Here is a 22,818-nt window from a genome sequence, read left to right on the forward strand (position 1 = left end):
TACGGACAATTCGGGCACCTTTCTGCGGGGGTGCCCCGCTGGGTGGCTAGGCTGAAGTCGTGAACGTTGAGGTGACACCCCTGCCCGGTATCGGTGTACGCAAGGACTTTCGGCTGACCAACAGCCGGCGCCGGATCGGGGTGATCGATCATCGCGACGGCACCATGGATCTGATCGTCAGCAAGGCCGACCACCCGGACGAGACCGAACAGATACCGCTGTCGGGCAAGGAGGCGGCACTGATGGCCAACCTGCTCGGCGCGCCGCAGCTGGTGGAGCAGCTGCGCGAAGAACACCGCCAGTTCGCCGGGCTGACCACCCGCCAGCTCTCCGTACCCGACCGGTCCCGCTACGACGGGCGGATGCTGGGGGAGACCCAGATACGAACGCGCACCAAGTCGTCTATCGTCGCGGTGGTGCGCGGCGGGCAGCCGATCCCTTCGCCCGGCCCGGATTTCACGTTCACCGCTGGTGACGTGCTCGTCGTTGTCGGTACCGCGGAGGGCCTGGAGGCCGCCGCCAAGATTTTGCTGGACGGCTGAGCGGGGATGGTTGCTCAGGAGACCGCGCTCGCGCTGATCCAGTTGGGCGCGGTATTTTTCGGCCTCGGTCTGCTCGGCCGGATCGCCGCGCGCATCGGCATGTCGCCGATCCCGCTGTACCTGGTCGGCGGGCTGGTGTTCGGTACAGGGGGTCTGGTCGAGCTGCGGCAGGTGGACGACTTCATCCACCTTGCCAGCGAAATCGGCGTCGTCCTTCTGCTGTTGCTGCTCGGCCTCGAATACAGCGCGCCTGAACTGGTCACCGGGCTGCGTCGATCCTGGGCCGCGGGCATCGTCGACATCGTGCTCAACGCCACCCCCGGCGTGCTCGTCGCCTTCGCGCTCGGCTGGGGCCTTACCGGTGCCATCGCCATGGCGGGAGTTACCTATATCTCGTCCTCGGGCATCGTCGCGAAAGTGCTCAACGACCTGGGGAGGCTCGGCAACCGGGAAACACCGGTCGTCCTGTCCATCCTGGTGTTCGAAGACCTGGTGATGGCCGGTTATCTGCCGGTGCTCACAGCCGTGCTGGCCGGCGTCGGTTTCCTCGCGGGGCTGAAGACGCTGACCATCGCGCTGGTCGCGGTCACGGTCGTGCTCATCGTCGCCCTGCGCTACGGCCGCTACGTCTCCGCGATCGTCGACAGCGAGGACCGGGAGATCTTTCTGCTGAAGTTGCTCGGCTCCGCACTGCTGGTCGCGGGGGTCGCCGCCGCGGTGCAGGTGTCCGCGGCGGTGGGCGCCTTCCTGCTCGGCATCGCCATCTCGGACTCGACCGCGCACAACGCCACCAAAATCTTGGAGCCGCTGCGCGACCTGTTCGCCGCGCTGTTCTTCGTCCTGTTCGGTCTGAGCACTGATCCGGCCAGCATCCCTCCGGTGCTCGGCTGGGCCTGCCTGCTCGCGGTCGTCACGACGGCGAGCAAGGTAGCGACCGGATGGTGGGCGGCCAAGCGGGCCGGCGCGGGCCGCTACGGCCGGGCGCGAGCAGGCACCGCATTGGTCGCCCACGGCGAGTTCTCGATCGTCATCGCGGGACTGGCGGTCTCCGCGGGCGCGGTCCCCGCCGAGTTCGCCGCGCTGGCCACCACTTACGTGCTGCTGATGGCGATTCTCGGCCCGGTCGCCAGCCGCGTCGTCGAGCCGGTCCTCGCGCTGGTGCCGCGGCGCATGGTCGGGGGTGTCCTGACTCGCACCGAGCTGTCGCCAACTAGCGGTGGCGGCGCCGAATCGGCGCCGCCACCTGATGCGATGTGACTCAATTGCGTACGGCGGCAACCGAATCGAGCACGACGTCCACGGCTGGCGCGCCGTCGGCCGAGCCGTCTTTGACGCCTGCGGCGGCGATGGACGCGAGCACGTCCAAGCCCGCGGTGACCCGACCGAATGGGGTGTAGTTCGGCGGCAGCTGGGTGTCCTGGTAAACGAGGAAGAACTGGCTGCCGTTGGTGTCCGGTCCCGAGTTCGCCATCGCGACCGTGCCGGCCGGGTAGGTCGCGTCCGCCAGGTTCTCGTCGTGGAAGCGATAGCCGGGGCCGCCGGTGCCGGTCGCGGTCGGGTCACCGCACTGCAGGACGTAGATGCCCTCGGTGGTGATCCGATGGCACTTCGTGTGGTCGTAGTACTGCTCATTGGCCAGGAACACGAACGAGTTGACCGTATGCGGCGCGCGGGCGGCGTCCAGCGCGATCGTCACCGCACCGCAGGTGGTCGCCAGTGTCGCCGTGTATCCGGCGTTGGCATCGATCGTCAGAGCCGGCTCGACGGTCCACTGCTTGTTGTTCGGCTGACCGGCGGCCGGCGCATGACAGCCGGCCGGCGCCTTCTCCCGTACGGTGCCCGGATTCGCGGAGGCACCGCCCGCAGCGGACACCGCCAGCGTCGCGCCGACGGCAAGGACACCGAGAACGCGCAGTGTCCGCCACGGCACGCCGAGGCGTCGCCGACCGCTGCCGAGTTGCCGTGCCTGCACTTCGCTCACGCTGGAAATCTCCTTCATTCGAGTTGCGCACCGGACGATGCGACGCGAATCATTCCATCTCGCTCCGTCGGGCGTGGCCGTACGGCCTGATTTCCCTACCGCGCGTTACGGTACGGTCCCGCTCATACCCGTCGCATGCGGCGGTAGGTCGGGGCGACCGTGGCGGCGGCCGCGAGTTCGGCCGCGAGCCAGTCGACATCACCGTCGCTGACGGCGGCGATGGTGAGGCGCAGGTGATCGGCGCTCGGATGATGGCCGACCGCGAAGGGGCCACCGGGGGCCGCTTTGATGCCCGCGGCGGCGAGGGAGATCATGGCCGCGTTCTCGTCGGCGACGGGAAGCCAGAGGTTGATGCCATCGCCGCGGCCAACGGTGACGCCGCGGCGGGCCAAGGCGCGCCGGAGCGCGCCGGAGCGCTTGCGGTATTCGGCGCGCGCGGTGGCGACAGCTTGGCAGGCGGAGTCGTCGTCGAGCATGTTCACCAGCAGGCGTTGCAGCAACAGGCTGGTCCAGCCTGGGCCGAGCATGCGGCGCGCGACGACCGGGTCGAGCAATTCGGCCGGCCCGCCCGCCACGGCCAGACGCAGGTCCGCCCCGTGGGATTGGGAGTATGAGCGGATGTGTACGGTGCGGCCCGGTAGCCGGGCGCCGAGCGAACGCAACGCGGCGGAGGCAATTCCGGCGGAGTGGTCATCCTCGATGACCACCGTTCGGGAGCCGTCCAGAACATCGGACAGTTCGCGGACCCGGTGTGCGGTGAGCGAGACGCCGGTGGGATTCTGTGCGCGCGGTTGCAGAATCACCGCGACGGCAGCGTATTGCGTGACAGCACGCGCGAGATCAGCTGGAAGCGGACCTGATTCGTCCAGGCGTAGCGGGACCGGGCGAGCGCCCCGCACCGCGAGTAGGTCGAGAAACGGCGGAAAACACGGATCCTCGACGGCGACGGCATCGCCGAGCCGGACGTGCGCGGTGAGCAGGCGGTCGACCGCGTCGAGCGCTCCGTCGAGCACGGCGAGGCGCTCGGCGCGAAACGGCCAGTCCGCGCGAACCTTCGCGGCGAGGTCGGGGAGCACCGCCTCGCCGAGGTAGTCGGCGGTGAGGTCGCCTGCCTGGTCCTTGCTCAGCGCGCGCAGCGCTGCTTCGAGGTCGGGCAACAGCTCGGGGTCGGGGGTGCCGCGGGCGAGGTCGACACGAAAAGCGTTGTCGGATGGGGGATGCAGTCGTTGATACCTGCCGACCGGAGTGGCGCTCACCTGTTCGCCGACGAACGTACCCGCGCGTCCACGCGCGACGATCGCCCCGGTGGCGGCGAGCGCCCGCCAGGCCTGGTTGACCGTGGTGGGCGAGACCCTCAACTCCCGCGCGACCTGCCGGACGGTGGGTAGTCGCGAGCCGGGTGAGAGCGTGCCCGAACGAATCAGTCGGCCGACCGCGGCGGCGATCCCCACCGGGGTGCGATCATCGAGATCCGCGATGAACCGCCCTGTCGACTCATCGGAAGGTGCGCCGGCGGCGGGTGCGGGATCGGCGGTCGCGGGCTCGATACTCACAGCGCCATTCTGCGTCGGGCGCCGGGTGGGAACTACGACCGACTCCAAGGTTTACGGCTACGAAACTGTTTCCGCAATGTTGTAACACAACCGAATTAGTTCCCGGTGAAGTATAACAAAGCATGGGAATCGTTCGAGCGGCGCTCGTCCAGACGAACTGGACCGGCGACAAAGAGTCCATGATCGAAGCGCACGAGGACTACGCACGTCAGGCCGCCGCGCAGGGCGCGCAGGTGGTCTGCTTCCAGGAGCTGTTCTACGGCCCGTACTTCTGCCAGCTGCAGGACGCGAAGTTCTACGACTACGCCGAATCCGTGCCAGGGCCGACGACGGAGCGATTCGCCGCGCTGGCACGGGAATTGGGCCTGGTGATGGTTTTACCGGTGTACGAGCAGGAGCAGCCCGGTCTGCTGTACAACACGGCGGCGGTGATCGACGCCGACGGCAGCTACCTCGGCAAGTACCGCAAGCATCACCTCCCGCACGTCAACGGATTCTGGGAGAAGTTCTACTTCCGGCCGGGCAACCTGGGCTGGCCGGTGTTCGACACGGCGGTCGGCAAGGTCGGCGTCTACATCTGCTACGACCGGCACTTCCCGGAGGGGTGGCGCGCGCTTGGCCTGGCGGGCGCCGAGATCGTATTCAACCCCTCCGCCACCTCGCGCGGTCTATCCGGCTACCTGTGGAAGCTGGAACAGCCCGCGTCCGCGGTCGCCAACGAGTACTTCATCGGCGCCATCAACCGCGTCGGTGTCGAGGAGTACGGTGACGACGACTTCTACGGCACCAGCTACTTCGTCGACCCGGAGGGCAAGTTCGTCGGCGACGTCGCCTCCGACACCGACCCCGAACTGGTGATCCGAGACCTGAACATAGACCTGATCAAGGTAGTGCGCGATCGCTGGGCCTTCTACCGCGACCGCCGCCCCGACGCCTATGGGCCGCTGGTGGCCCCCTGAGACAGGTGAGACCGACATGACGCGCACCTTCATCCACGGCGGCACGGTGGTCTCGGCCACCGGATCGCAACCGCTGGACGTACTGGTCGACGGTGAGATCATCGTCGCCGTCCTGCAACCCGGCGCCACCGCGCTCGGCGCCGACCTCACCGAATCGGCCGAGGTCGCGATCGACGCTACCGGCAAGTACGTGATCCCCGGTGGCGTGGACGGCCACACTCATATGCAGATGCCCTTCGGCGGCACCGAGGCATCCGACACCTTCGAAACCGGTACCCGCGCCGCCGCCTGGGGTGGCACCACCACGATCGTCGATTTCGTCGTCCAGAAACCGGGGGAGCGGCTGCAGGACACGCTCGGCGCCTGGCACCAGAAGGCGGCGGGACAGTGCGCGGTCGACTACGGCTTCCATCAGATCATCGGTGAGGTCAACGACGAATCGTTGAAGGGAATGAGCGAATTGGTGGCCGAAGGCGTCACCAGCTTCAAACTCTTCATGGCCTACCCCGGTGTCTTCTATTCCACCGACGGCCAGATCCTTCGGGCCATGCAGTCCGCCGGTGACCTCGGGGCGCTGCTCATGATGCACGCCGAGAACGGGATCGCTATCGACGTACTGGTCGAACAGGCGATCGCGCGCGGGGACACCGCTCCGTACTTTCACGGCACGACCAGGCCGTGGCAGATGGAGGAGGAGGCAACCCATCGCGCGATCATGCTGGCCCACCTGACCGGTGCGCCTCTATACGTTGTGCATGTCTCGGCCAAGCAGGCGCTCGCGCAGATCGCCGCCGCGCGTGGCGACGGCCAGAACGTGTTCGGCGAGACCTGCCCGCAGTATCTGTATCTCTCGCTCGAAGAGCAATTGGGCGCAGCGGGTTTCGAGGGCGCCAAGTGGGTGTGCTCGACTCCGCTGCGGTCCAGGGCCGAAGGACATCAGGACGAGCTGTGGCGCTACCTGCGCACCGGCGACGTCACCACGGTGAGCACCGACCACTGCCCGTTCTGCATGAAAGACCAGAAGGAGATGGGCGTCGGTGATTTCAGCAAGATCCCCAACGGCATCGGCGGCGTCGAGCACCGGATGGACCTGATGTTCCAAGGCGTCAAGGCCGGACGGATCTCGCTGGAACGCTGGGTCGAGGTCTGCTGCACGACGCCGGCTCGGATGTTCGGCATGTACCCCCGCAAGGGTGTGATCAGCCCGGGCGCGGAGGCCGACATCGTGCTCTACGACCCCAACGGTCGCACCAGCATCGGGCTGGGCAAGACCCATCACATGAACATGGACTACTCGGCCTACGAGGGCTTCGAGATCGACGGTCATGTCGACACGGTGCTGTCCCGCGGCCGGGTGATCGTCGACGACGGCACCTACCTCGGCAGCGCGGGGCACGGCCGGTTCGTCAAACGTGAACTGTCGCAGAATCTGCTCTGATCCTCGAAACGGAGTGTGCCGCATGGACATCGGCGTGGTGCTGCAATGCACACCCCCTGCCTGGCGGGTGGTCGAACTGGCCAGACTGGCCGAGACGCACGGATTCTCGCACGTCTGGACCTTCGACTCGCATCTGCTCTGGCAAGAGCCCTATGTCATCCACAGCCAGATCCTGGCCGCCACCCGCAAGGTCGTCGTCGGTCCGATGGTGACCAACCCGGCCACCCGGGACTGGACGGTGACCGCGTCGACCTTCGCCACGCTGAACGACATGTTCGGCAACCGCACCGTGTGCGGTATCGGCCGCGGTGATTCGGCCGTACGAACCCTGGGCGGCACCCCGACCACCCTGGCGACGCTGCGGGAATCGGTGGAGGTGATTCGGGAACTCGGCAACGGCCGCAGCGCGCGGGTGGGCGACACCGTCGTGCGGTTCCGCTGGGCGACCGCCTCGCGGCTGGAGGTATGGGTGGCCGCGTACGGTCCCCGCGCCCTCGATCTGACCGGCGAGGTGGCCGACGGGTTCATCCTCCAACTGGCCGACCCGGACATCACGGCCTGGACCATCGCCCGGGTGCGGACGGCGGCCGAAGGGGTGGGCCGCGACCCGGCGTCGATCCGGATCTGCGTCGCCGCGCCCGCGTACATCACCGACGGATCGGATTCGGCGCTGGCGCACGCACGGGAGCAGTGCCGATGGTTCGGCGGAATGGTCGGCAACCACGTCGCCGACATCGTCGCGAAGTACGGGTCGGGTAGCGAGATCCCGGCTGCCCTCACCGAATACATCGTGGGCAGGCAAGGATACGACTACAACCAGCACGGGCGCGCGGGCAATACACACGCGCAGTTCGTGCCCGACGCCATTGTGGACCGCTTCTGCCTGCTGGGCACGCCCGACGACCAGCTGGCCCGGCTGCGCGAGCTGGAGAAACTCGGCGTCGACCAGTTCGCGGTCTACCTCCAGCACGACGCCAAGACCGCGACGCTGGAGGCGTACGGCGAATCGGTGCTGCCGCGCCTGGCTATTCCGTGAACGCTACCGAGGGGGTCGGATGAGCAGGTGGTCAGCCGTGGCGTCGGTCGGCCAGTCTTCGATCGAGACTGTCGCGCATCGAAGCGATCGAGTCGGTCTCTGGCGCTGCTAGGCATGGCGGCTACGCGGTGAAAATGATGTTCACTAACATCGGCCGCATGACCACCATCCACCATCGGACGGGTAAGCCAGGCACCGGAACGTCGACACAGGATCCGGCCGCGGCAGAAGCAGTCTTTCTCGACGCCAGCTTGCGCTTGCTCGAGCCGTTGGACGTCGCGCAGGGCGACGTTGTCGTTGATGTGGGACCGGGAGCGGGGTCTGCCACGGTGGCGCTGGCCCAGGCGGTTGGCGACCAAGGGCGTGTGTATGCAGTCGATCTCGACCCGGCGATGCTCGACGCCACCCTCGACGCCGCGCAGGCAGCCGGGGTAGCTGACCGGATTCGCCCGGTGCTGCACGACCTGGAGGACGGCACACCATCGCTGCCCGAAGCCGCCGATGCTGTCTGGTCGTCGTGGTGTGTGCATCACGCACGCGACTGGGATGCCGCGGTTCGCGCGCTGAGCGGCATGCTTCGACCGGGTGGTGTGCTTTGCCTGGCAGAAGGGGGGCTACCTACTCGGTGCCTGCCTTGGGATGTCGGGACAGGACGGCCTGGGCTGGAGGTACGTCTGGACGAAGCCCATGGCCGGTACTTCACCCAGTGGTTTTTCGGCCGAGCAGCCGTGGTGCGGCCGACTAGGGGGTGGACCGAGATCCTCGCGGCCGCGGGACTGGTCGACGTCACGGCCTCCACTGCGCTGGTCGATTTCCCCGCTCCGTTGTCCGAGCGGGTTCGCACGGTGGTCCTGGCCGAACTGGCGGCGCGCGTCCGCCGAGCCGGACCGTTTCTGGCCGAGGACGACACGGCGGCGTGGAAACGTCTGCTCGACCCGGACGACGACGCCTGGCTAGGGCGTCGCACGGACCTCGCTCTGCTCAGTGCCCGCACCGCGTTCAGGGGCCGCTCTCCTCGAGCTGGCCGAGGGTAGGACCTGCGACCACTGCGCGAACCCGGCTTGTGTTGCCGCTACGAGGAAGCCGAAATCAGGCACCCATACCCCCGTGCGCAGCCCGAGCCGGCCACCGATGACGCCGCCCCGGAGCGCCCCCGTGGTTCCGGTTCGCACACATCAGCGGGCGCATCCCGCCGTCATGCGGCTCATCGACTCGCGCGGCGAGTGGGAAGGCACTCACCTGCGTCGCTCACCGCTTATTGAGTACTATTTTCATTTGCGTTACGGTGCCGAGGATTTGATGGGTACTCGGCCCCGGTGACGAGGCGGATGTGAGGATGTACATGCGGTTCAGGGGTAAGGCATCGATGGGTGGGCTGGTGCTGGCCGTCGCGCTCGGCGTGACCGGATGCGCGACGCCAACGCTTGATCGCGGAGCCGGGGAGCGCGGCGCCACCCACGGGCCCGACATCAACCAGCAGGGCCCAGATGCTCTGCGCGAGGGCGGCGACCTGCGGGTGCCTATCGACTCCCTGCCGCCGAACTTCAACCCCAAACATGTCAACGGCGCCCGGGTAGTGACCTACCAGCTCGCCGACGCCATCCTGCCGAGTGCGTTCCTCGATTCCGCTGACGGCCTGCCCGCGGTGAACGAAAGTTACTTCGCCTCCATCGAAGTGGAGTCCACCTCGCCGCAGGTGGTGCGCTACGTCATCGCCGAGGACGCGGTCTGGAGCAATGGCAGGCCCCTGACCTGGCAGGACCTGCGCGGGCACTGGGCAGCGTTGAATGGTGCCGACACCCGTTTCGAGGTCAATAACCACGTCGGATACCAGGACGTGGCGAGTGTGGAGCGCGGAGCCTCGGACAAGGAGGCGGTCCTCACTTTCGCCAAGCCGTTCGCCGAGTGGCAGGGACTGTTCCGGCCGCTGGTACCGGTGGAGGTCACCGATACGCCCGAGGCGTTCAACAAGTCCTGGATCAACGGGCCCACGGTGACCTCGGGCGCTTTCGAGGTCGCCGAGATCGACACCACAGCCAAGGTGGTGACGCTGCGCCGCAACGAGTCGTGGTGGGGCGCCCGCCCGAGACTGGACCGCGTCATCTTCCGCGTGCTCGCGCCCGCGGCCAGGGCCGACGAGCTCGCCAACGGCGGCATCGACCTGTACCCCATCGGCGGTGATATCGACCTGTTCACCCGCGCGCGGACGATGCCGGGCGTGGAGATCCGGCAAGCAACCGAACGCCGTGCCGGGCAGCTCACTTTCAACGGCGGCGAGGGTGCGCTGCTGTCCGACGAGCGGCTACGTATCGCGATCGCGCAGGCAATCGACTCGCAGGCGGTGACCGATGTGGTGGTCGGCCCGATCGTGCCTGGCGCGAAGGCGGTAGGCAACCACATCTTGCCTCCCGGGTACGCCGGATACGAGGACAATTCCGGTGCCCTTCGGCACCATCCGGATGCCGCGCGCGCGGCGCTGGAAGCCCAGGGCTGGGTGCTCGACGGCAATGTGAGGGTCAAGGACGGGCGTCCATTGAAGCTGCGGTTCGTGGTGCAGGCCACGCCGACCGGGCGCGCCGTCGCAGGCGTGATGACCGAGCAACTGGCCGCGGTCGGGGTGCGGGCTCAGGTCGAGGCCGTGCCGGTGGAGCGCTTCCAGGACACTTACCTGCAGCCGGGCAACTTCGACATCATTGCCTTCGAGTGGACCAAGTCCCCCTACCCGATCTCGCACGACCGGCCGGTGTTCCAGATTCCGGACGGTGCCAAGGCGGGCAACAACTTCGGTCGCGTGGTCGTCCCCGGCATCCAGGAGCTCTACGACCGCGCCATCGCCGAGTTCGACCCGGAGAAACGCGACGCGCTGGTCAACGAGATCGACGTGCTGGCATGGCAGCACGCCCATCACGTGCCGCTTTATCCGGAGTCTGGCGCGTACGCCGTGCGCGCCGAATTGGCGAACTACGGCGCCCGCGGTTTAGGCGCCTACGGATTTGCCTCAGCAGGATTCATGAAGTGAGGCCGCTACGTACGCGGCGTCCTCCTACGCCCCCAGCGCCCATGCCGCGCATGCTGATCCGGCTGGTCACCCGGCTGGCAGGCTGGACCGCGGTGTGTCTGGGATCTGTGCTGCTGACCTACACCCTGTCGGCGCTGAGCTTCGACCCACTGGCCGAACTGCGCACCACGCAGCCGCCCACGCCGCAGGCGGTTATCGACGCGCGCGCCGCCGAGCTCGGCCTCGATCAACCGTTGCTGCCGCGCTTCTGGGGCTGGCTGTCCGGAATTCCCTCGGGTGAGTTCGGGGTCACCGTCGACGGCCGCGACATCGCGAGCGAACTGGGGGAGCGGGCAGGCACCAGCGTGCATTTGTTCCTGCCGGGCAGCCTGCTTGCGGTGGTGCTCGGCATCGCGTTCGGCCTGTGGGGTGCGATGCGGGCGGGCCGGACCGGTGACCGGTTGTCGATGGCTGCGTCCCTGCTGTTGCTGGCCGTGCCCGTCTTCGTGCTCGGGACCGTGCTGAAGATCCTCTGCCTCCCGATCAACGAGGCCGCGGGCACCGACGTGCTCCCGTTCAGTGGGGAGAAGACCCCGGGCTCGGATCTGACCGGTTGGGCCGCGGTGGGCGATCGGTTCCGGCATCTGGTCTTGCCGACGATCGCGATCGCGCTTCCGCAGATCGCGTTCTACAGCCGCTTCCAGCGCGCCGCGATGCTGGAAGTGCTGAACAGCGAGTACCTGCGCGGCGCGCGGGCGCGCGGGCTCACCCACATTCGAGCGGTGCGTGGTCACGGGCTGCGCATGGCGCTGATACCGGTGACGGCGCTGGTGGCGTTCAGCTTCGGTCTGCATCTGGCAGGTGGAGTGTTCACCGAGCGGATCTTCGGCTGGCACGGGCTCGGCGACTGGCTCATGTCGGCCATCGAGAACCAGGACACCATGGTCGTGGCGACGGTGACCCTGCTGATGGCCGGTCTCGTGCTCATGGTCGGCTGGCTGGCGGATCTGGCACTGGTGCTACTCGATCCGAGGACGAGATCATGACCGGCACGCTCGTTGCGGCTCGCCGGGTCGTGCGCCGCCCCGGCGTCGTCGTGGGCACCGGAGGGCTGGTGCTGCTCGCCGTCGCGGCGTTCGCCGGACCGCTGGTGTTGTCGTATTCCCACGACCAGCAGAACCTCGGCGCCATCCTGGCCTCGCCCTCGCCCGCGCACCCTCTGGGCACCGCGCGGCTCGGTGAGGACATGCTCGCACTCTGCCTGCGGGGGCTGCAGAAATCGCTGGTCATAGGGCTGCTCGCGGCCGGCCTCACCACCGTCGTGTCCGCCGTGGTCGGCACCCTCGCCGGTTACCTGGGCGGGCTCACCGACCGGGTGCTCATGACCGTGGTCGACATCCTGCTCGTCCTGCCGCCGATTCTGGTCGTCGCGGTGCTCTCCCCTGCCCTGCGCGAGCAGTCCTGGCTCGTGTTGGTGCTGCTGATCGCCGGATTCCAGTGGATGGTGACCGCCCGCGTTGTGCGCGCACGAGCGCGCAGCCTGCGCAGCGCCGGCTATGTGGTCGCGGCCGAGGACATGGGCGCCTCCACCGCCCGGATCGTGACGCGGCACCTACTGCCGCAGATGGTGCCGCTGCTGGTCATCGACTGCACCCTCAACGTCGCCTCCGCCGTGCTGGCCGAGGCCGGGCTCAGTTATTTCGGCTTCGGGGTGCAGCCCCCGGACGTGTCGCTCGGCACCCTCGTGGCCACGGGCACCGGCTCGGCCCTGACCTTTCCCTGGGTTTTCCTCGCACCCGTCGGCTTTCTCGCAGCGACCGTGCTCGCCTCGGCCACGCTGGGCGAGGGACTGCGCGACGACGAGGTTCACCGATGACACCACTGCTCGACATATCCGAGCTCACCATCACTTTCGGCCCTCGCGCCGGTCGGGTGACCGCAGTCGATGACCTGTCGCTGACCGTCGCCCCGGGCGAGGCGCTGGCGCTGGTCGGTGAATCCGGTTCGGGCAAGTCGGCCACCGCGTTCGCAATCATGGGTCTGCTGCCGAGCACGGCCGACGCGCGCGGTTCGATACGCCTCGACGGCGACGAACTGCTCGGCCGCACCGACCGCGAGATGTCGCGCATCCGAGGCCGACGGATGGCGCTGGTCCATCAGGATCCGCTCGCCGCGCTCACCCCGGTCCTCTCGGTGGGCGCGCAGCTCGCCGAGGCCGTGGCTGTACACACACCCGGAATCGGCCGCCGGGCCGCGGCCGACCGGGTCGTCGAGTTGCTCGACAGCGTGGGAATCGCCTCCGCCCGCACCCGAGCCGCAGCGCTGCCGCACGAGTTCTCGGGTGGGATGCGCCAGCGCGTGGGCATCGCGATGGCGATAGCCCACGATCCGGAGCTGATCATCGCCGACGAGCCCACCAGCGCGCTCGACGTCACCGTGCAGGCACAGATTCTCGACCTGCTCGATGATGTGCGGGCGCGCACCGGTGCCGCGTTGCTTCTGATCACGCACGATCTGGGCGTGGTGGCCCGATGCTGCGACCGGGTCGCGGTGCTGCACCGAGGCGTCCTGGCCGAGCAGGGCGAAGTCCGGCAGCTCTTCACGCAGCCGGCCGGCGGCCCGCTGCGCACCTTGCTTTCCGCGGAGGCCGCGCCGGACGGCCGGCCCGGGTCAGGCGGTGACACGGTGCTGCGGGTCACCGGCCTGAGCAAGCACTACCGGCCGCGACGCGGTGCGGTCGTGCACGCCGTCGACGAGGTGGACCTGCACCTGACCCAGGGGCAAGCCCTTGCGCTGATCGGCGAGTCCGGGTGCGGTAAGAGCACAGTGTTGCGGGAGATCATCGGGCTGCGTACCCCAGAGTCGGGCAGCATCGAGCTGTTCGGTCGCGACCTGGCCGACCTGCGCCGCCGAGACCGCACCGTTGCGCGGCGGCAGGTCCAGATGGTCGTGCAGGACCCCTCGGCGGCGCTGAACCCGACGATGACGGTCGCCGACCTGATTGCCGAACCGCTGCGCGTGCACGGTGCTCAGCGCCGCGAAAGCCGCGCTCGCGCCCGGGAACTCTTGCCGCTGGTGGGCTTGGATCCCGAACACGCCGACCGCCGACCCGGCCAGCTCTCCGGGGGTGAGCGCCAGCGCGTGGCCATCGCCCGGGCGCTGGCGCCCGAACCGCGGCTGCTGCTGCTGGACGAGCCGGTGTCGGCGCTGGACGCCTCGCTGCGGGCCGGAATCATGGACCTGCTCACCGGGCTGCGCAGGCAGTTCGACCTGGCGTTCCTGGTGGTGTCGCACGATATCGCGCTCACCCGGCGTGTCGTCGAGCACGTCGCGGTGATGTACCTGGGACGCGTGGTGGAGACGGGCCCGGCCGGCGATATCCTCGACCGGCCGCTGCACCCCTATACTCGGGCCCTCGTCGCCGCGACATCCGTGCTCGACATGCAGGTCGCGCGGGCAGACGAGGCTCTGCTCACCGGCGAGCTGCCCGATCCGCTCGATCGGCCCACAGGATGCGTGTTCCTCGGTCGATGCCCGCTGGCCGCTGAAATGTCCTCAGCCGAGCGCAGTGTCTGCGCCCACCTTCGGCCACAACTCCGGCACACCGGGACACGCGGCGTCGCCTGCCACCACGTGGACCCGATGTGAGACGGGCCGATTCGGTGGCTTTTGCTGACAGGATGGGACCGTGCTCGCACAGAACACTCTGAACTCCGCACGTAGGCGGGTGTCCTCGACGTATGTGCTCGTCGCGCTGATCGTCCTCGGCTTGGTGGTGCAGGCGCCGGTTGCGCGGGTGGTAGGGGCGTCTGCGCGACTGCAGACCGGTGTGACGATCTTCGCGGGCGTCTTCGTCCAGGCGGTGCCGTTTCTCGCGCTCGGCGTCGTGGTCAGCGGCGCCATTGCGGCCTTCGTCTCGCCGGCTGTCCTGCAGAAGGTGTTGCCGCGCAATGAATCCGCCGCGATCGGTGTGGCTGGGTTGGCTGGTATGGCGTTGCCGGGGTGTGAGTGTGGTGTTGTGCCGGTGGCGCGTCGGCTGGCCGATCAGGGTGCGCCGGGCTCGGTCGCGTTGGCCTTCATGCTGTCGGCGCCCGCGATCAACCCTGTGGTGCTGATCGCGACGGCGGTGGCATTCCCGGGCGAGCCGGCGATGGTGGCGGCGCGGTTCAGCGGTGGGCTGGCTACCGCGGTGGTGATGGGCTTGCTCTGGTCGCGTATCGGGCGCCCGACCTGGATGCTGCCGCGCGGCGGTGGACACGGTCACTGCGTGTCCGGCCGGACTCGATGGGAGATCTTCACCGAGGCGGCGCGGCACGATCTGTTGCAGGCGAGCGCGTTTCTCGTGCTCGGTGCGGCGGCCGCGGCGGCGCTGCATGTGCTGGTTCCGTCATCCTGGTTCGAACAGTTGGCCGGGCAAATGGTTATCGCGATCCTTGTCATGGCGGTACTGGCCATCGTGCTCGCGCTGTGCTCCGAGGCCGATGCTTTTGTCGCGGCGAGCATGTCGACGCTGCCGATGCTGCCTCGACTGGTTTTCCTGGTGGTCGGCCCTGCGGTCGACGTGAAGCTTTTCGCCATGCAGGCGGGCAGTTTCGGCCGCAGGTTCGCTATGCGGTTCGCGCCGTCGACCTTTGCGGTGGCCGTGGTGTGTGGGACGGTCGCCGGGTACATCTTCCTGGGAGGGGCCCGATGAAACGGGAGACGCAGAACCTGCTGCTGTTGCTCATCGGCGGCGCGGTGTTGTGGATCGCGCTCGATGGCCGGTACCTGAACTATGTGAAACCGAGTCTGTATCCGTTCCTGGTGATCAGTGGTATCGGGTTCGTCGTGCTCGCTCTGGTGGCGATCGTGCGCGATATCCGGCGTGGCGCGGCGCCTGCCAACCCTGAGCACGGCACCGGCCGGGCCCAATGGCTGCTGCTGGGCCCGGTTGCGGCGCTGCTGCTCATCGCCCCGCCCGCACTGGGCGCCGACGCCGCAGTGACCAGTTCCCCTGTACAGGTGGTGCCACGGGATTCGGCCGCAGATGAGCCGAAGCAGTGGCCGTTTCCGCCGTTGCCGCCCGGGGCCGCGCCGAACCTGCCGATCTTGGACCTGGTGAACCGGGCACTCCAGGATTCCCACCATTCCCTGGACGGCCGGGAGGTGACCATCAGCGGCTTCGTCCTGCGACCCAAGGCCCTCGAGCAACAGCGCACGGATACACCTGACGTCGATCTCGCGCGTGTGGTCATCACCTGCTGTGTCGCCGACGCCCGGTACGTGCTCGTCCACCTTGCGGGGATGCCGGAGGTGATCGAGGACGACGCCTGGCTCGAGGTTCGTGGTGTCGTGGACCCGAATAGTGCCCGCCGCGACCCTGATCTCACCCCGACGATCGTCGTCACCAGCTACCAGCGCATTCCGGCCCCGGACCGGCGGTACGAGCACGGTCGCTAGATGTGAGCGCCGGGTTCGGTGTGGGAACGACGGACCGGGAGGCGGCGGATCCACACTGCCCTGGCCAGGCAGAGCCGACAGGCAACACAGCCGACCGGGTATTCGGCGGCAACCGAAGATCGCGCTGCCAGGCACGAAAGCGCTGGCTGGACGAATCCGCAAGGGCTAGAGAATCGGTGGGGCATCTGCTGCCGTTTCAGACCTCAGCGATTCATCAGCGCCCATCCCTTACATGCGGACATGGTGATGTGACAATATGCATGCTGAAGAGTGGGGAAAGGATGAGGAAGTAGATGACTGCAGTGATTCATACCCAGCACGAAAGCCACAACCACGCCCATGGCGCCGGTTGCGGCCACGTCGCCGTCCCTCACGACGATCACGTCGACTACGTGCACGACGGTCACCTGCACCGCGCCCACGGTGATCACTACGATGAGTGCGAGCCAACCGGACACACCACCCACGACATTCACGACCACGTCCACGGCGAAGGATGTGGGCATGTCGCAATTCCGCACGGCGACCACGTCGACTATGTCCATGACGGCCACCGCCATGTCGCCCACGCCGGCCACTACGACGAACACTGAATTCGCCCTCGCCGATCAATCCGTTGGTGGGCTGACTATTCGGCGTCATTCGTTGGGGCGCTCAGCATCCGCCGACCATTGCCATACCACCGTGTGAAATCTCAGAGTCTGAGACTACGGTGCTTTCCGGCAGTCGGTCACCGCGACCAATAGTTGATGGCGGCAGACCAGGGCTATTGCGTGGACGTCGGTCGCGCCAGTCGTACGGTGGCCGTGGCGCGGCCGAAGACGGTCTCGCCGTTCGAGTACGCAGTGAGTGCGACCACCGCTGTGCCGTTGCGGTGGTCGACTCTCTGGATTGCGCCAGTGAAATGCACGGCGGTTCGTCCGGTGGCGGGGACGAAGACCGGTCTGGAGAACTGTACGGTGTATTCACCGATGCACGCCGGATCATCGAGGTAGGCGGTGAGGTAATCGGCGCCGAGCCCCATCGTCAGCATGCCGTGCGCCACCACGTCATTCAGCCCCGCCGCGTGGGCCACCTCGTCGTTCCAGTGAATCGGGTTGTGGTCACCGGAAACTCGGGCGTAGTCGATCAACTCCGTACGGGAGAGCCGATACACCCGCGGTGGGATCTCGGTGCCGATGTCGAGCGTACGTGGTGAGGCAGGTCGGTTGCGGGAGAGCGCTCGTCCAGGCACGGCTGCTGACCAGACGCCGGCCGCATCGTGCGGTGCAAAATTCGGGAGAGACTGGTCGGCAATGTTTCGGGTGGCTTCGAGCACGCGGTCGGCGATCATTCCGCAGCGGCCGAAGAGGGTGGTGTGTACGGTCTGCACTGGTGTCGCGTCGCCGTCGGCGATGACGGTGGTGAGGACGATGAGGTCGCCGTTCTCCGTTCTGCGGTGGGAGTCGACAGCGACTCGGCAGGTGAGCTGGGCGCCCGCGATCACGGGGCGGTGGATGCGGATTTCCTGTTCGAGGTGCAGGAGTTGGCTGGGCGCGTGGTTCGTCGTCGCCGTTCGGAACAGCAGTCCTTGCGAGATGGCGCCTATCGATGACGCGAAGGTCGCCGATGCGATGAGCCCGGGATATCCGAGAGAATGCGCCGCGTCGTCGTCCCAGTGCGCCGGGTGGCCATTCTGTACAGCGCGGGCGAATTCGCGGATCGTCTCCGGCTCGACCTGGTAGAAATCGGCGCTGTGCTGGTTGTCATCCATGATTTTCGGCGGCTTCACGGTTCGGTTGCGGGTCTGCGAGCGGCGAATACCCGCTGGCCGTGCACGGCCAGCGGGTGGTGCGGATCCGGCAGCACGAGCAACGGCGGTAGATCGGCGGTGGTGAGCTGGTCGACCCATTCGTGTTCGCGTAGGAAGATGCGGTCGGTTTCGGCGCGGATGTCGGTTCGGCCGGGCAGGGTGGCGCCGGGCCGCGCGGACATCAGGAAGTGCATGGAGGTGAGTAGCTGGCAGTGTTCGCGGCAGGATTCGATGAAGATCAGGAATCCGCCCGGGCTCAGCAGGTCGCGCAGCCGGCGCAGCGTTCGGGCACTGTGGTGGGCATTGTGCAGGACATTCGCGGCGAGGACGATGTCGTAGCGTGGTTGCTGCGGCAGGTCGGTGTTGAGATCGACGATGCCGTAGCGCATCCATGGATAGGCGGCGAACCGGTCGCGGGCGGCGGTGAGGAAGAAGTTCGACAGGTCGGTGAAGTGGTAGTCGACGGGCGAACCCTCCAGCGCGGCCACGACATCCGCCGTGGTGCCGCCGACACCCGCCCCGAGCTCCAAGATCGCGACGGTGTTTCGCTCGCCGGCAAGCTGCCGCACCGCCCACGCGGTGATCTCGCGGGCGGCGGCATTGAGGTAGCGGTTGACCGGGTTGTCGCGGTAGGCGGCCTCGGCGGTGAGGAAGTCGCCATTCGGGAATAGCAGCTCCTGCGCGAGTACCCGGTCGGCCAGCAGCTGCGGTAGTTGGCGGTTGGCGCGCTCGAAGAAGCGGGCGAGTTCGGGGGAGAACCCCAGATCCGCGCACACCTGTGCGAGATCGCCGCGGATCGGTGTGGAGCGCTCGCGCAGCGACCGGTAGCCATCCGCTGCGTGATCGAGCCACCCATGCTCGGTCAGTTCGGTGAGCCAGCGGCGCAGCAGCCATCGATGCCTGGGTGCGGCGCGGAGCCGGTCGGCGATCTGATCCGCATCGAGCATCGCGCCCTCGGGTAAGGCGTCGCGCAGCACTCGTGCCATGGCTCGTAGTCCGAACAGGTCCATGTCATCGCGAGCCGAAAGGCACTGCTGCGCATCGAATTCGGACGCCATTGCGGCGTCGGCCGCCTGGCGGGCAGTAGTGACGAGTTCAGCGATCATCGCGGCCCCCGCCGAGGGATACCGGAGGGATATTGTGGTTGCAGCGGAAGACGTTGTCCGGATCGTAGGCGGCCTTGATCGCCGCCAGTCGCCGGTAGTCGTCGGGGTGGTAGGCACTGCGTACCCGCTGCGGCGAACAGCTCCCGTCGAGGATGCCGATGTAGGGGCCGCCGGCCGAGCACTCCTGAACCGTGTCGACGATCTCGGCGATCCAGCGCCGCGAGGGGCCGAGGTCTTGACCCGCGGGGCCGCCGGAGAACAGGACCATGTGGTAGGCGGCGTGGTGGTAGGCGAATGCCGTCGTGTCGGCGGGTGTGCGCCGCAGTGCGCCGCCGAGTTGGTGCACCGAGACCAGGGAATGCTGGGTCGGCATGCGCCGTCCCAGGGCGATCAGCGCGTCGACGGTGTGGTCGTCCAGCGTGCGCAGCCACTCCGTTCCGGTCGCGGTGCTGTGGCCGGTATTGAATGCCTGCTCCGTATTGCGTTGCAGCTCAGGGTAATTCAGTGGACGCATGAGGTCGAGTTCGGGTTCGCCGATCCGGCGGAGCTGCCTCGAGATGGCGCGGGCGTCGTCGGCAGGACCGAGATAGGCCGCGGTGATCGCCACCATGGGCGGTCCTTGCGGGGCGTTGGGCGGCCAATTCAGCAGGGTTGTGCGCAGAGCGACTTCATCTGGGACGGTGGCGCTGAACTCCCGGAATCCGTCGAACACCCGGCGGGCCGCGTCGTAGCGGTAGAGCAGTGTGCCGGCGAAGACCGTCGTTATCGGATGCAGCTCGAGTTCCAGCGAGACCACGACGCCGAAATTGCCTCCGCCGCCGCGCAACGCCCACAGTAGATCCGGATGGTTGTCGTCATCGACGCGCACCAGGCTGCCGTCGGCGAGCACGATCTCGGCTGAGCGGATGTTGTCGCAGGTGAAACCGCATGCCCGCTGGAGCCAGCCGCTGCCGCCGACGAGTGCCGTGCCGATGACGCCCACGGTCGACACGTCGGCTCCGGTGACCGCGAGCCCGTGCGCCTGGCAGACGTGATCGAATTCGGCCCAGGTCACGCCCGGCGCGACCACGGCACGGCGGGTCGCGGCGTCAACGGTGATATTCGCCAGCGGCGACAGGTCCAGCAGTATCGACCCGTCTGCCGCTGGATGTCGCGCGACATCGTGCCCACCGCCGCGTAGGGAAACGGGCAGTCCGCGACGCCGCGAGAAGTCGACCGCGGCGCGCACATCCGCGATATCGGCGCAGCGGACCCCGGCTGCGGGGCGGGGATCCACGGCGGCGTTCCACATGTGGCGGGCGGTGTCGTAGCCGATGTCGCCGGGAATCAGGACCGGACCGCGGCAGGCTGCGCGCAGCTCGTCCAGATGCTGGAGCGGAAGTGTTGTCGTCATGGGGCGGTGAGCTCCTCGGATACCGCGATGCGGGGTGCGGGCGTGGCGGGTATGTGCTGCTCCAGGTGGTCGGTGAGGACTTCGGGCAGCCTGCGGCGTAGGAAGCGGGTGAAGGGGTCGTTGCAGCGGTCGGTTAAGCCGGTGTCGGACACCGCTTCCAGGCCGGTGTGGTGCTCTGGGGGCCCGACGGCGAGGCGGTGGGCGTCGGCAGAGTCGAGCAGGACGGCCCAGCCTGCGGGTACGGCGCCCGCGAGTTGCGCGGGCGTGACCGCGTCGGGGGCCTCGCCGTCGAGCAGCGCGTTCGGGATACCGGTGATCAGCGTGGGGCTCTGCGCCGTTTCGGTGGCGAGAGTCCGCAGCCGCTCGACACTCGTTCCGGGCAGATCGGCCCATGCGCGGATGCGACATGGTCCCGGTGGGGGCGAGTCGACGGTGAAGACCACGTCGTAGCGGTACCGGGTCAGTTCGGTGTCGGCTCCCAACGGTTTGGCATAGCACGCGACACGAACATCTCGCCGATGACGACGCGCGATGCGGGCGAAAACCCGTGGATCACAGAGCAGCTCCTCATCGGCCGCGAGCCGGCTGGCCGCCTGTGTGGTGAGCTCTTCCGCAGGAATTCCGGGGTGGCGCGCGGATTCGAGCCAGCGCGCATAGTCCGGTGCGTTGGCGAGATTGCGGTTGTCGCCGACGACCACGGTGCCGCCCGGAGACACCAGATCCAGCGCGTCATCGAGAACAGCAGTGAGGTACCGCTCGTTGGGAAAGCACTGCGTGACGCTGTTCAGCACAATGCAATCGGGGGTGACACGGTGTGGGGAAGCCGTGGCGTCGGCCATGGTGCGCAGTGAATCCGTTACCGGGGCGGAGGCGAGTTCGTGCGCGGACGCCCGCAACACCCGAACACCCGGCAGCCGCTGTGCGCGGAGTCGGTCTACGGCGGGCTCGGCCACGTCGAGACCCAGGTAGCTGCGCACCTGGTGGCGGATGCGGTGGACGAGTAGACCGCTGCCACACCCCACTTCGAGCACCACCCCGGGTTTGTCACGCAGCACGAGATCGACCGCATGATCGATCCACTCGATCATGTGCTCCCGGGGGAACGGCGCTCCGGTGTCGGACGCCCGCCAGCCGGACAAGTCGAGGTCGTCACCGTGGCGAAGTTCGCCCGCCGTATAGACGAATTCATACACATGCTGCCAATGCGCAAGGTGCTCGGCGAGTAGCGGCCCGGGCTCGGGCCGTACGGCGATCGCGGCGGCATTCGGCCGCACTACGATCGTGTTCCGCGTCGCGTCCCACCGCGCGTCCGCGACCCACGGGTGGCGTTTCAGGTCGGACAGCATGTCGTCGATCACGAGTTCTGCCCCTGTGCGGCGACGGGCCGCTGTGGCGCGGACAGTTCGGCCGCGCCGAACATCCGGTACATCCGCTCCGGATCGTTGGCGGCATGCGCTCGTCCGGCGTGCGCGTCACGCCAGAACCGCTGAATGGTGGAGTCGGGTGCGAGCGCCCGCCCACCGGAATTCTCGAACATCCGATCCACCGCGGTGATTGCCCGCTCGGTGCCGCGGACCTGGTCGCGGCGGACCCGCAACCGATCGATGGGCGCAATAGGAAGGCCCGCCTCGGCCTTGGCGTAGACCTCGCCGATGTTGTGGGTCAGTTGCAGCCAGGCGGCATCGATGTCGCTGGCGGCCTCGGCGATACGCACCAGGGCGAACGGGTCGTTCTGGAACGGGTCGCCGGTGAATCCGCTGTCCTTGGTGGCCTCACCGGGCAGGGCGGCACGCACCCGGTGGCGCTGGTGGTCGAGATGTGCTTGATACGCACCGCGGGCCATGCCGATAATCGGTGCGGTGATGGCGCTGGTGTGAATCGAGCCGAACGGAATGCGGTACAGCGGACTGTCGTTGACTGCGTGTCCAGGCGTCTCGCACTTGTTCACCGCCACCGAACTCAGTGCCCGGTGCGCAGGCACGAACATGTTCTCGACGATCAGGTCGTTGCTGCCGCTGCCGCACAGACCGACGGCATCCCACACATCCTTGACCGTGTAGTCGGAGAGCGGTACCAGGAAGGTGCACGAGTCCACGACTTCGCCGTTGTCCACCACCCGACCGCCCAGCAGCGCCCACGTGGCGTGGTCGCATCCGGAGGCGAATCCCCAACGGCCGCTGAGTCGATAGCCGCCGTCGACCGGTGTGGCCGTGCCACTGAGGGCATACGAGGAGCAGATGCGGGTGTCGGCGTCGGCTCCCCACACCTCGTCCTGGGCTGCCACGTCGAACAGCGCCACATTCCAGGGCGGTACGCCGAGTACCGACGCCACCCAACCGGTGGAGCCGCATGCGCTCGCAAGCTGCTGGACCGCGGTGTAGAAGGTGACGGGATGGGTCTCGTAGCCGCCATAGCGGTGTGGCTGCAGCAGTTTGAAGAAGCCGATCTGCTGTAGCGCCGTCATGGATTCCGCGGGAATTCGGCGGGCCTGTTCGGCGTCACGGACTCTATCGCGCAGCACGGGTAGCAGTTCCGCTATGGCGGCGAGCACTGCCTGTCCCGCAATGTTGTTGTCGCTCAA

The 22,818-nt window shown here is 67.8% G+C and carries 20 protein-coding genes; 13 read left to right on the forward strand and 7 right to left on the reverse strand.

The genetic code is table 11. The annotated features are described in order from the left end of the window. Positions 1-59: 59 nt before the first annotated feature. Together AB0H00_RS06855 and AB0H00_RS06860 are read left to right on the forward strand one after the other, a co-directional pair. Complete coding sequence (locus AB0H00_RS06855; RefSeq protein ID WP_357261938.1) at positions 60-542, forward strand: TrkA C-terminal domain-containing protein; 483 nt, start codon at positions 60-62, stop codon at positions 540-542. A 6-nt stretch (positions 543-548) separates the two neighbouring features. Continuing rightward, the gene (locus AB0H00_RS06860) at positions 549-1,799 is read left to right on the forward strand and encodes a cation:proton antiporter (RefSeq protein ID WP_357261941.1); all 1,251 of its coding nucleotides are present in this window, start codon (positions 549-551) and stop codon (positions 1,797-1,799) included. 1 nt (position 1,800) lies between these two features. Here AB0H00_RS06860 and AB0H00_RS06865 read toward each other — a convergent pair whose 3' ends face one another. Continuing rightward, positions 1,801-2,523 (reverse strand): peptidylprolyl isomerase, encoded by a 723-nt coding sequence (locus AB0H00_RS06865; RefSeq protein ID WP_357261944.1) that lies wholly within the window; start codon positions 2,521-2,523, stop codon positions 1,801-1,803. 122 nt (positions 2,524-2,645) lie between these two features. Then, complete coding sequence (locus tag AB0H00_RS06870; RefSeq protein WP_357261947.1) at positions 2,646-4,076, reverse strand: aminotransferase class I/II-fold pyridoxal phosphate-dependent enzyme; 1,431 nt, start codon at positions 4,074-4,076, stop codon at positions 2,646-2,648. A 122-nt stretch (positions 4,077-4,198) separates the two neighbouring features. Here AB0H00_RS06870 and AB0H00_RS06875 point away from each other — a divergent pair, with 122 nt between their 5' ends. The 11 genes from AB0H00_RS06875 to AB0H00_RS06925 all read left to right on the forward strand — a co-directional run bounded on the left by AB0H00_RS06875 (position 4,199) and on the right by AB0H00_RS06925 (position 16,539). Continuing rightward, positions 4,199-5,035 carry a nitrilase-related carbon-nitrogen hydrolase gene (locus AB0H00_RS06875; protein WP_357261950.1) on the forward strand — a complete coding sequence of 279 codons (837 nt, stop codon included), beginning with the start codon at positions 4,199-4,201 and terminating at the stop codon, positions 5,033-5,035. Positions 5,036-5,051: 16 nt separating this feature from the next. Continuing rightward, positions 5,052-6,473, forward strand: coding sequence for a dihydropyrimidinase (gene hydA / locus AB0H00_RS06880; protein ID WP_357261953.1), 1,422 nt, complete (start codon positions 5,052-5,054; stop codon positions 6,471-6,473). A gap of 22 nt (positions 6,474-6,495) precedes the next feature. Continuing rightward, complete coding sequence (locus AB0H00_RS06885; protein WP_357261956.1) at positions 6,496-7,509, forward strand: TIGR03842 family LLM class F420-dependent oxidoreductase; 1,014 nt, start codon at positions 6,496-6,498, stop codon at positions 7,507-7,509. A 158-nt stretch (positions 7,510-7,667) separates the two neighbouring features. After that, positions 7,668-8,543 (forward strand): methyltransferase domain-containing protein, encoded by an 876-nt coding sequence (locus AB0H00_RS06890; protein WP_357261958.1) that lies wholly within the window; start codon positions 7,668-7,670, stop codon positions 8,541-8,543. Positions 8,544-8,851: 308 nt separating this feature from the next. Continuing rightward, positions 8,852-10,528 carry an ABC transporter family substrate-binding protein gene (locus AB0H00_RS06895; RefSeq protein ID WP_357261961.1) on the forward strand — a complete coding sequence of 559 codons (1,677 nt, stop codon included), beginning with the start codon at positions 8,852-8,854 and terminating at the stop codon, positions 10,526-10,528. 50 nt (positions 10,529-10,578) lie between these two features. After that, a complete protein-coding gene (locus AB0H00_RS06900; protein ID WP_357261964.1) occupies positions 10,579-11,553 on the forward strand; it encodes an ABC transporter permease in 975 nt (324 codons plus the stop codon). After that, positions 11,550-12,383 (forward strand): ABC transporter permease, encoded by an 834-nt coding sequence (locus AB0H00_RS06905; RefSeq protein ID WP_357261967.1) that lies wholly within the window; start codon positions 11,550-11,552, stop codon positions 12,381-12,383. Before AB0H00_RS06900 ends, AB0H00_RS06905 begins: the two co-directional genes overlap by 4 nt. Continuing rightward, entirely contained in the window at positions 12,380-14,155 is a 1,776-nt protein-coding gene (locus AB0H00_RS06910) for an ABC transporter ATP-binding protein (RefSeq protein ID WP_357261970.1), read from the forward strand. Before AB0H00_RS06905 ends, AB0H00_RS06910 begins: the two co-directional genes overlap by 4 nt. Before the next feature lie 40 nt (positions 14,156-14,195). After that, entirely contained in the window at positions 14,196-15,200 is a 1,005-nt protein-coding gene (locus AB0H00_RS06915; protein ID WP_357261973.1) for a permease, read from the forward strand. Further along, the gene (locus AB0H00_RS06920; protein WP_357261976.1) at positions 15,197-15,946 is read left to right on the forward strand and encodes a TIGR03943 family protein; all 750 of its coding nucleotides are present in this window, start codon (positions 15,197-15,199) and stop codon (positions 15,944-15,946) included. The genes AB0H00_RS06915 and AB0H00_RS06920 overlap by 4 nt, the downstream gene beginning before the upstream one ends. A 293-nt stretch (positions 15,947-16,239) precedes the next feature. Further along, positions 16,240-16,539 (forward strand): hypothetical protein, encoded by a 300-nt coding sequence (locus AB0H00_RS06925; RefSeq protein ID WP_357261979.1) that lies wholly within the window; start codon positions 16,240-16,242, stop codon positions 16,537-16,539. Between the two features lie 173 nt (positions 16,540-16,712). On the opposite strand, the gene AB0H00_RS06930 is transcribed toward AB0H00_RS06925, so the two are convergent. The 5 genes from AB0H00_RS06930 to hsaA are packed head-to-tail and all read right to left on the reverse strand — an operon-like array spanning position 16,713 to position 22,818. Continuing rightward, positions 16,713-17,699: a MaoC/PaaZ C-terminal domain-containing protein gene (locus AB0H00_RS06930; protein WP_357261982.1), complete on the reverse strand. Its 987-nt coding sequence runs from the start codon at positions 17,697-17,699 to the stop codon at positions 16,713-16,715. 14 nt (positions 17,700-17,713) lie between these two features. Beyond that, the gene (locus AB0H00_RS06935; RefSeq protein ID WP_357261985.1) at positions 17,714-18,844 is read right to left on the reverse strand and encodes a class I SAM-dependent methyltransferase; all 1,131 of its coding nucleotides are present in this window, start codon (positions 18,842-18,844) and stop codon (positions 17,714-17,716) included. Next, complete coding sequence (locus AB0H00_RS06940; protein WP_357261988.1) at positions 18,834-20,237, reverse strand: FAD-binding oxidoreductase; 1,404 nt, start codon at positions 20,235-20,237, stop codon at positions 18,834-18,836. Before AB0H00_RS06940 ends, AB0H00_RS06935 begins: the two co-directional genes overlap by 11 nt. Continuing rightward, positions 20,234-21,595, reverse strand: a complete 1,362-nt coding sequence (locus AB0H00_RS06945; protein WP_357261991.1) for a class I SAM-dependent methyltransferase — start codon at positions 21,593-21,595, stop codon at positions 20,234-20,236. Before AB0H00_RS06945 ends, AB0H00_RS06940 begins: the two co-directional genes overlap by 4 nt. Next, on the reverse strand, positions 21,592-22,818 hold the full coding sequence (hsaA, locus tag AB0H00_RS06950) for a 3-hydroxy-9,10-secoandrosta-1,3,5(10)-triene-9,17-dione monooxygenase oxygenase subunit (RefSeq protein ID WP_357261994.1): 1,227 nt from the start codon (positions 22,816-22,818) through the stop codon (positions 21,592-21,594). Before hsaA ends, AB0H00_RS06945 begins: the two co-directional genes overlap by 4 nt.

The organism is Nocardia sp. NPDC023852, assembly GCF_040639505.1.
In the GTDB taxonomy this organism is placed as follows: Bacteria; Actinomycetota; Actinomycetes; order Mycobacteriales; family Mycobacteriaceae; genus Nocardia.

Coding starts and splice junctions, on each gene's coding strand:
- AB0H00_RS06890 (WP_357261958.1), top strand. CDS start 7,668: ATGACCACCATCCACCATCGGACGGGTAAGCCAGGCACCGGAACGTCG.
- AB0H00_RS06930 (WP_357261982.1), bottom strand. CDS start 17,699: ATGGATGACAACCAGCACAGCGCCGATTTCTACCAGGTCGAGCCGGAG.
- AB0H00_RS06940 (WP_357261988.1), bottom strand. CDS start 20,237: ATGACGACAACACTTCCGCTCCAGCATCTGGACGAGCTGCGCGCAGCC.
- AB0H00_RS06910 (WP_357261970.1), top strand. CDS start 12,380: ATGACACCACTGCTCGACATATCCGAGCTCACCATCACTTTCGGCCCT.
- AB0H00_RS06925 (WP_357261979.1), top strand. CDS start 16,240: ATGACTGCAGTGATTCATACCCAGCACGAAAGCCACAACCACGCCCAT.
- AB0H00_RS06935 (WP_357261985.1), bottom strand. CDS start 18,844: ATGATCGCTGAACTCGTCACTACTGCCCGCCAGGCGGCCGACGCCGCA.
- hydA (WP_357261953.1), top strand. CDS start 5,052: ATGACGCGCACCTTCATCCACGGCGGCACGGTGGTCTCGGCCACCGGA.
- AB0H00_RS06875 (WP_357261950.1), top strand. CDS start 4,199: ATGGGAATCGTTCGAGCGGCGCTCGTCCAGACGAACTGGACCGGCGAC.
- AB0H00_RS06895 (WP_357261961.1), top strand. CDS start 8,852: ATGCGGTTCAGGGGTAAGGCATCGATGGGTGGGCTGGTGCTGGCCGTC.
- AB0H00_RS06900 (WP_357261964.1), top strand. CDS start 10,579: ATGCTGATCCGGCTGGTCACCCGGCTGGCAGGCTGGACCGCGGTGTGT.
- AB0H00_RS06885 (WP_357261956.1), top strand. CDS start 6,496: ATGGACATCGGCGTGGTGCTGCAATGCACACCCCCTGCCTGGCGGGTG.
- AB0H00_RS06860 (WP_357261941.1), top strand. CDS start 549: ATGGTTGCTCAGGAGACCGCGCTCGCGCTGATCCAGTTGGGCGCGGTA.
- AB0H00_RS06920 (WP_357261976.1), top strand. CDS start 15,197: ATGAAACGGGAGACGCAGAACCTGCTGCTGTTGCTCATCGGCGGCGCG.
- AB0H00_RS06905 (WP_357261967.1), top strand. CDS start 11,550: ATGACCGGCACGCTCGTTGCGGCTCGCCGGGTCGTGCGCCGCCCCGGC.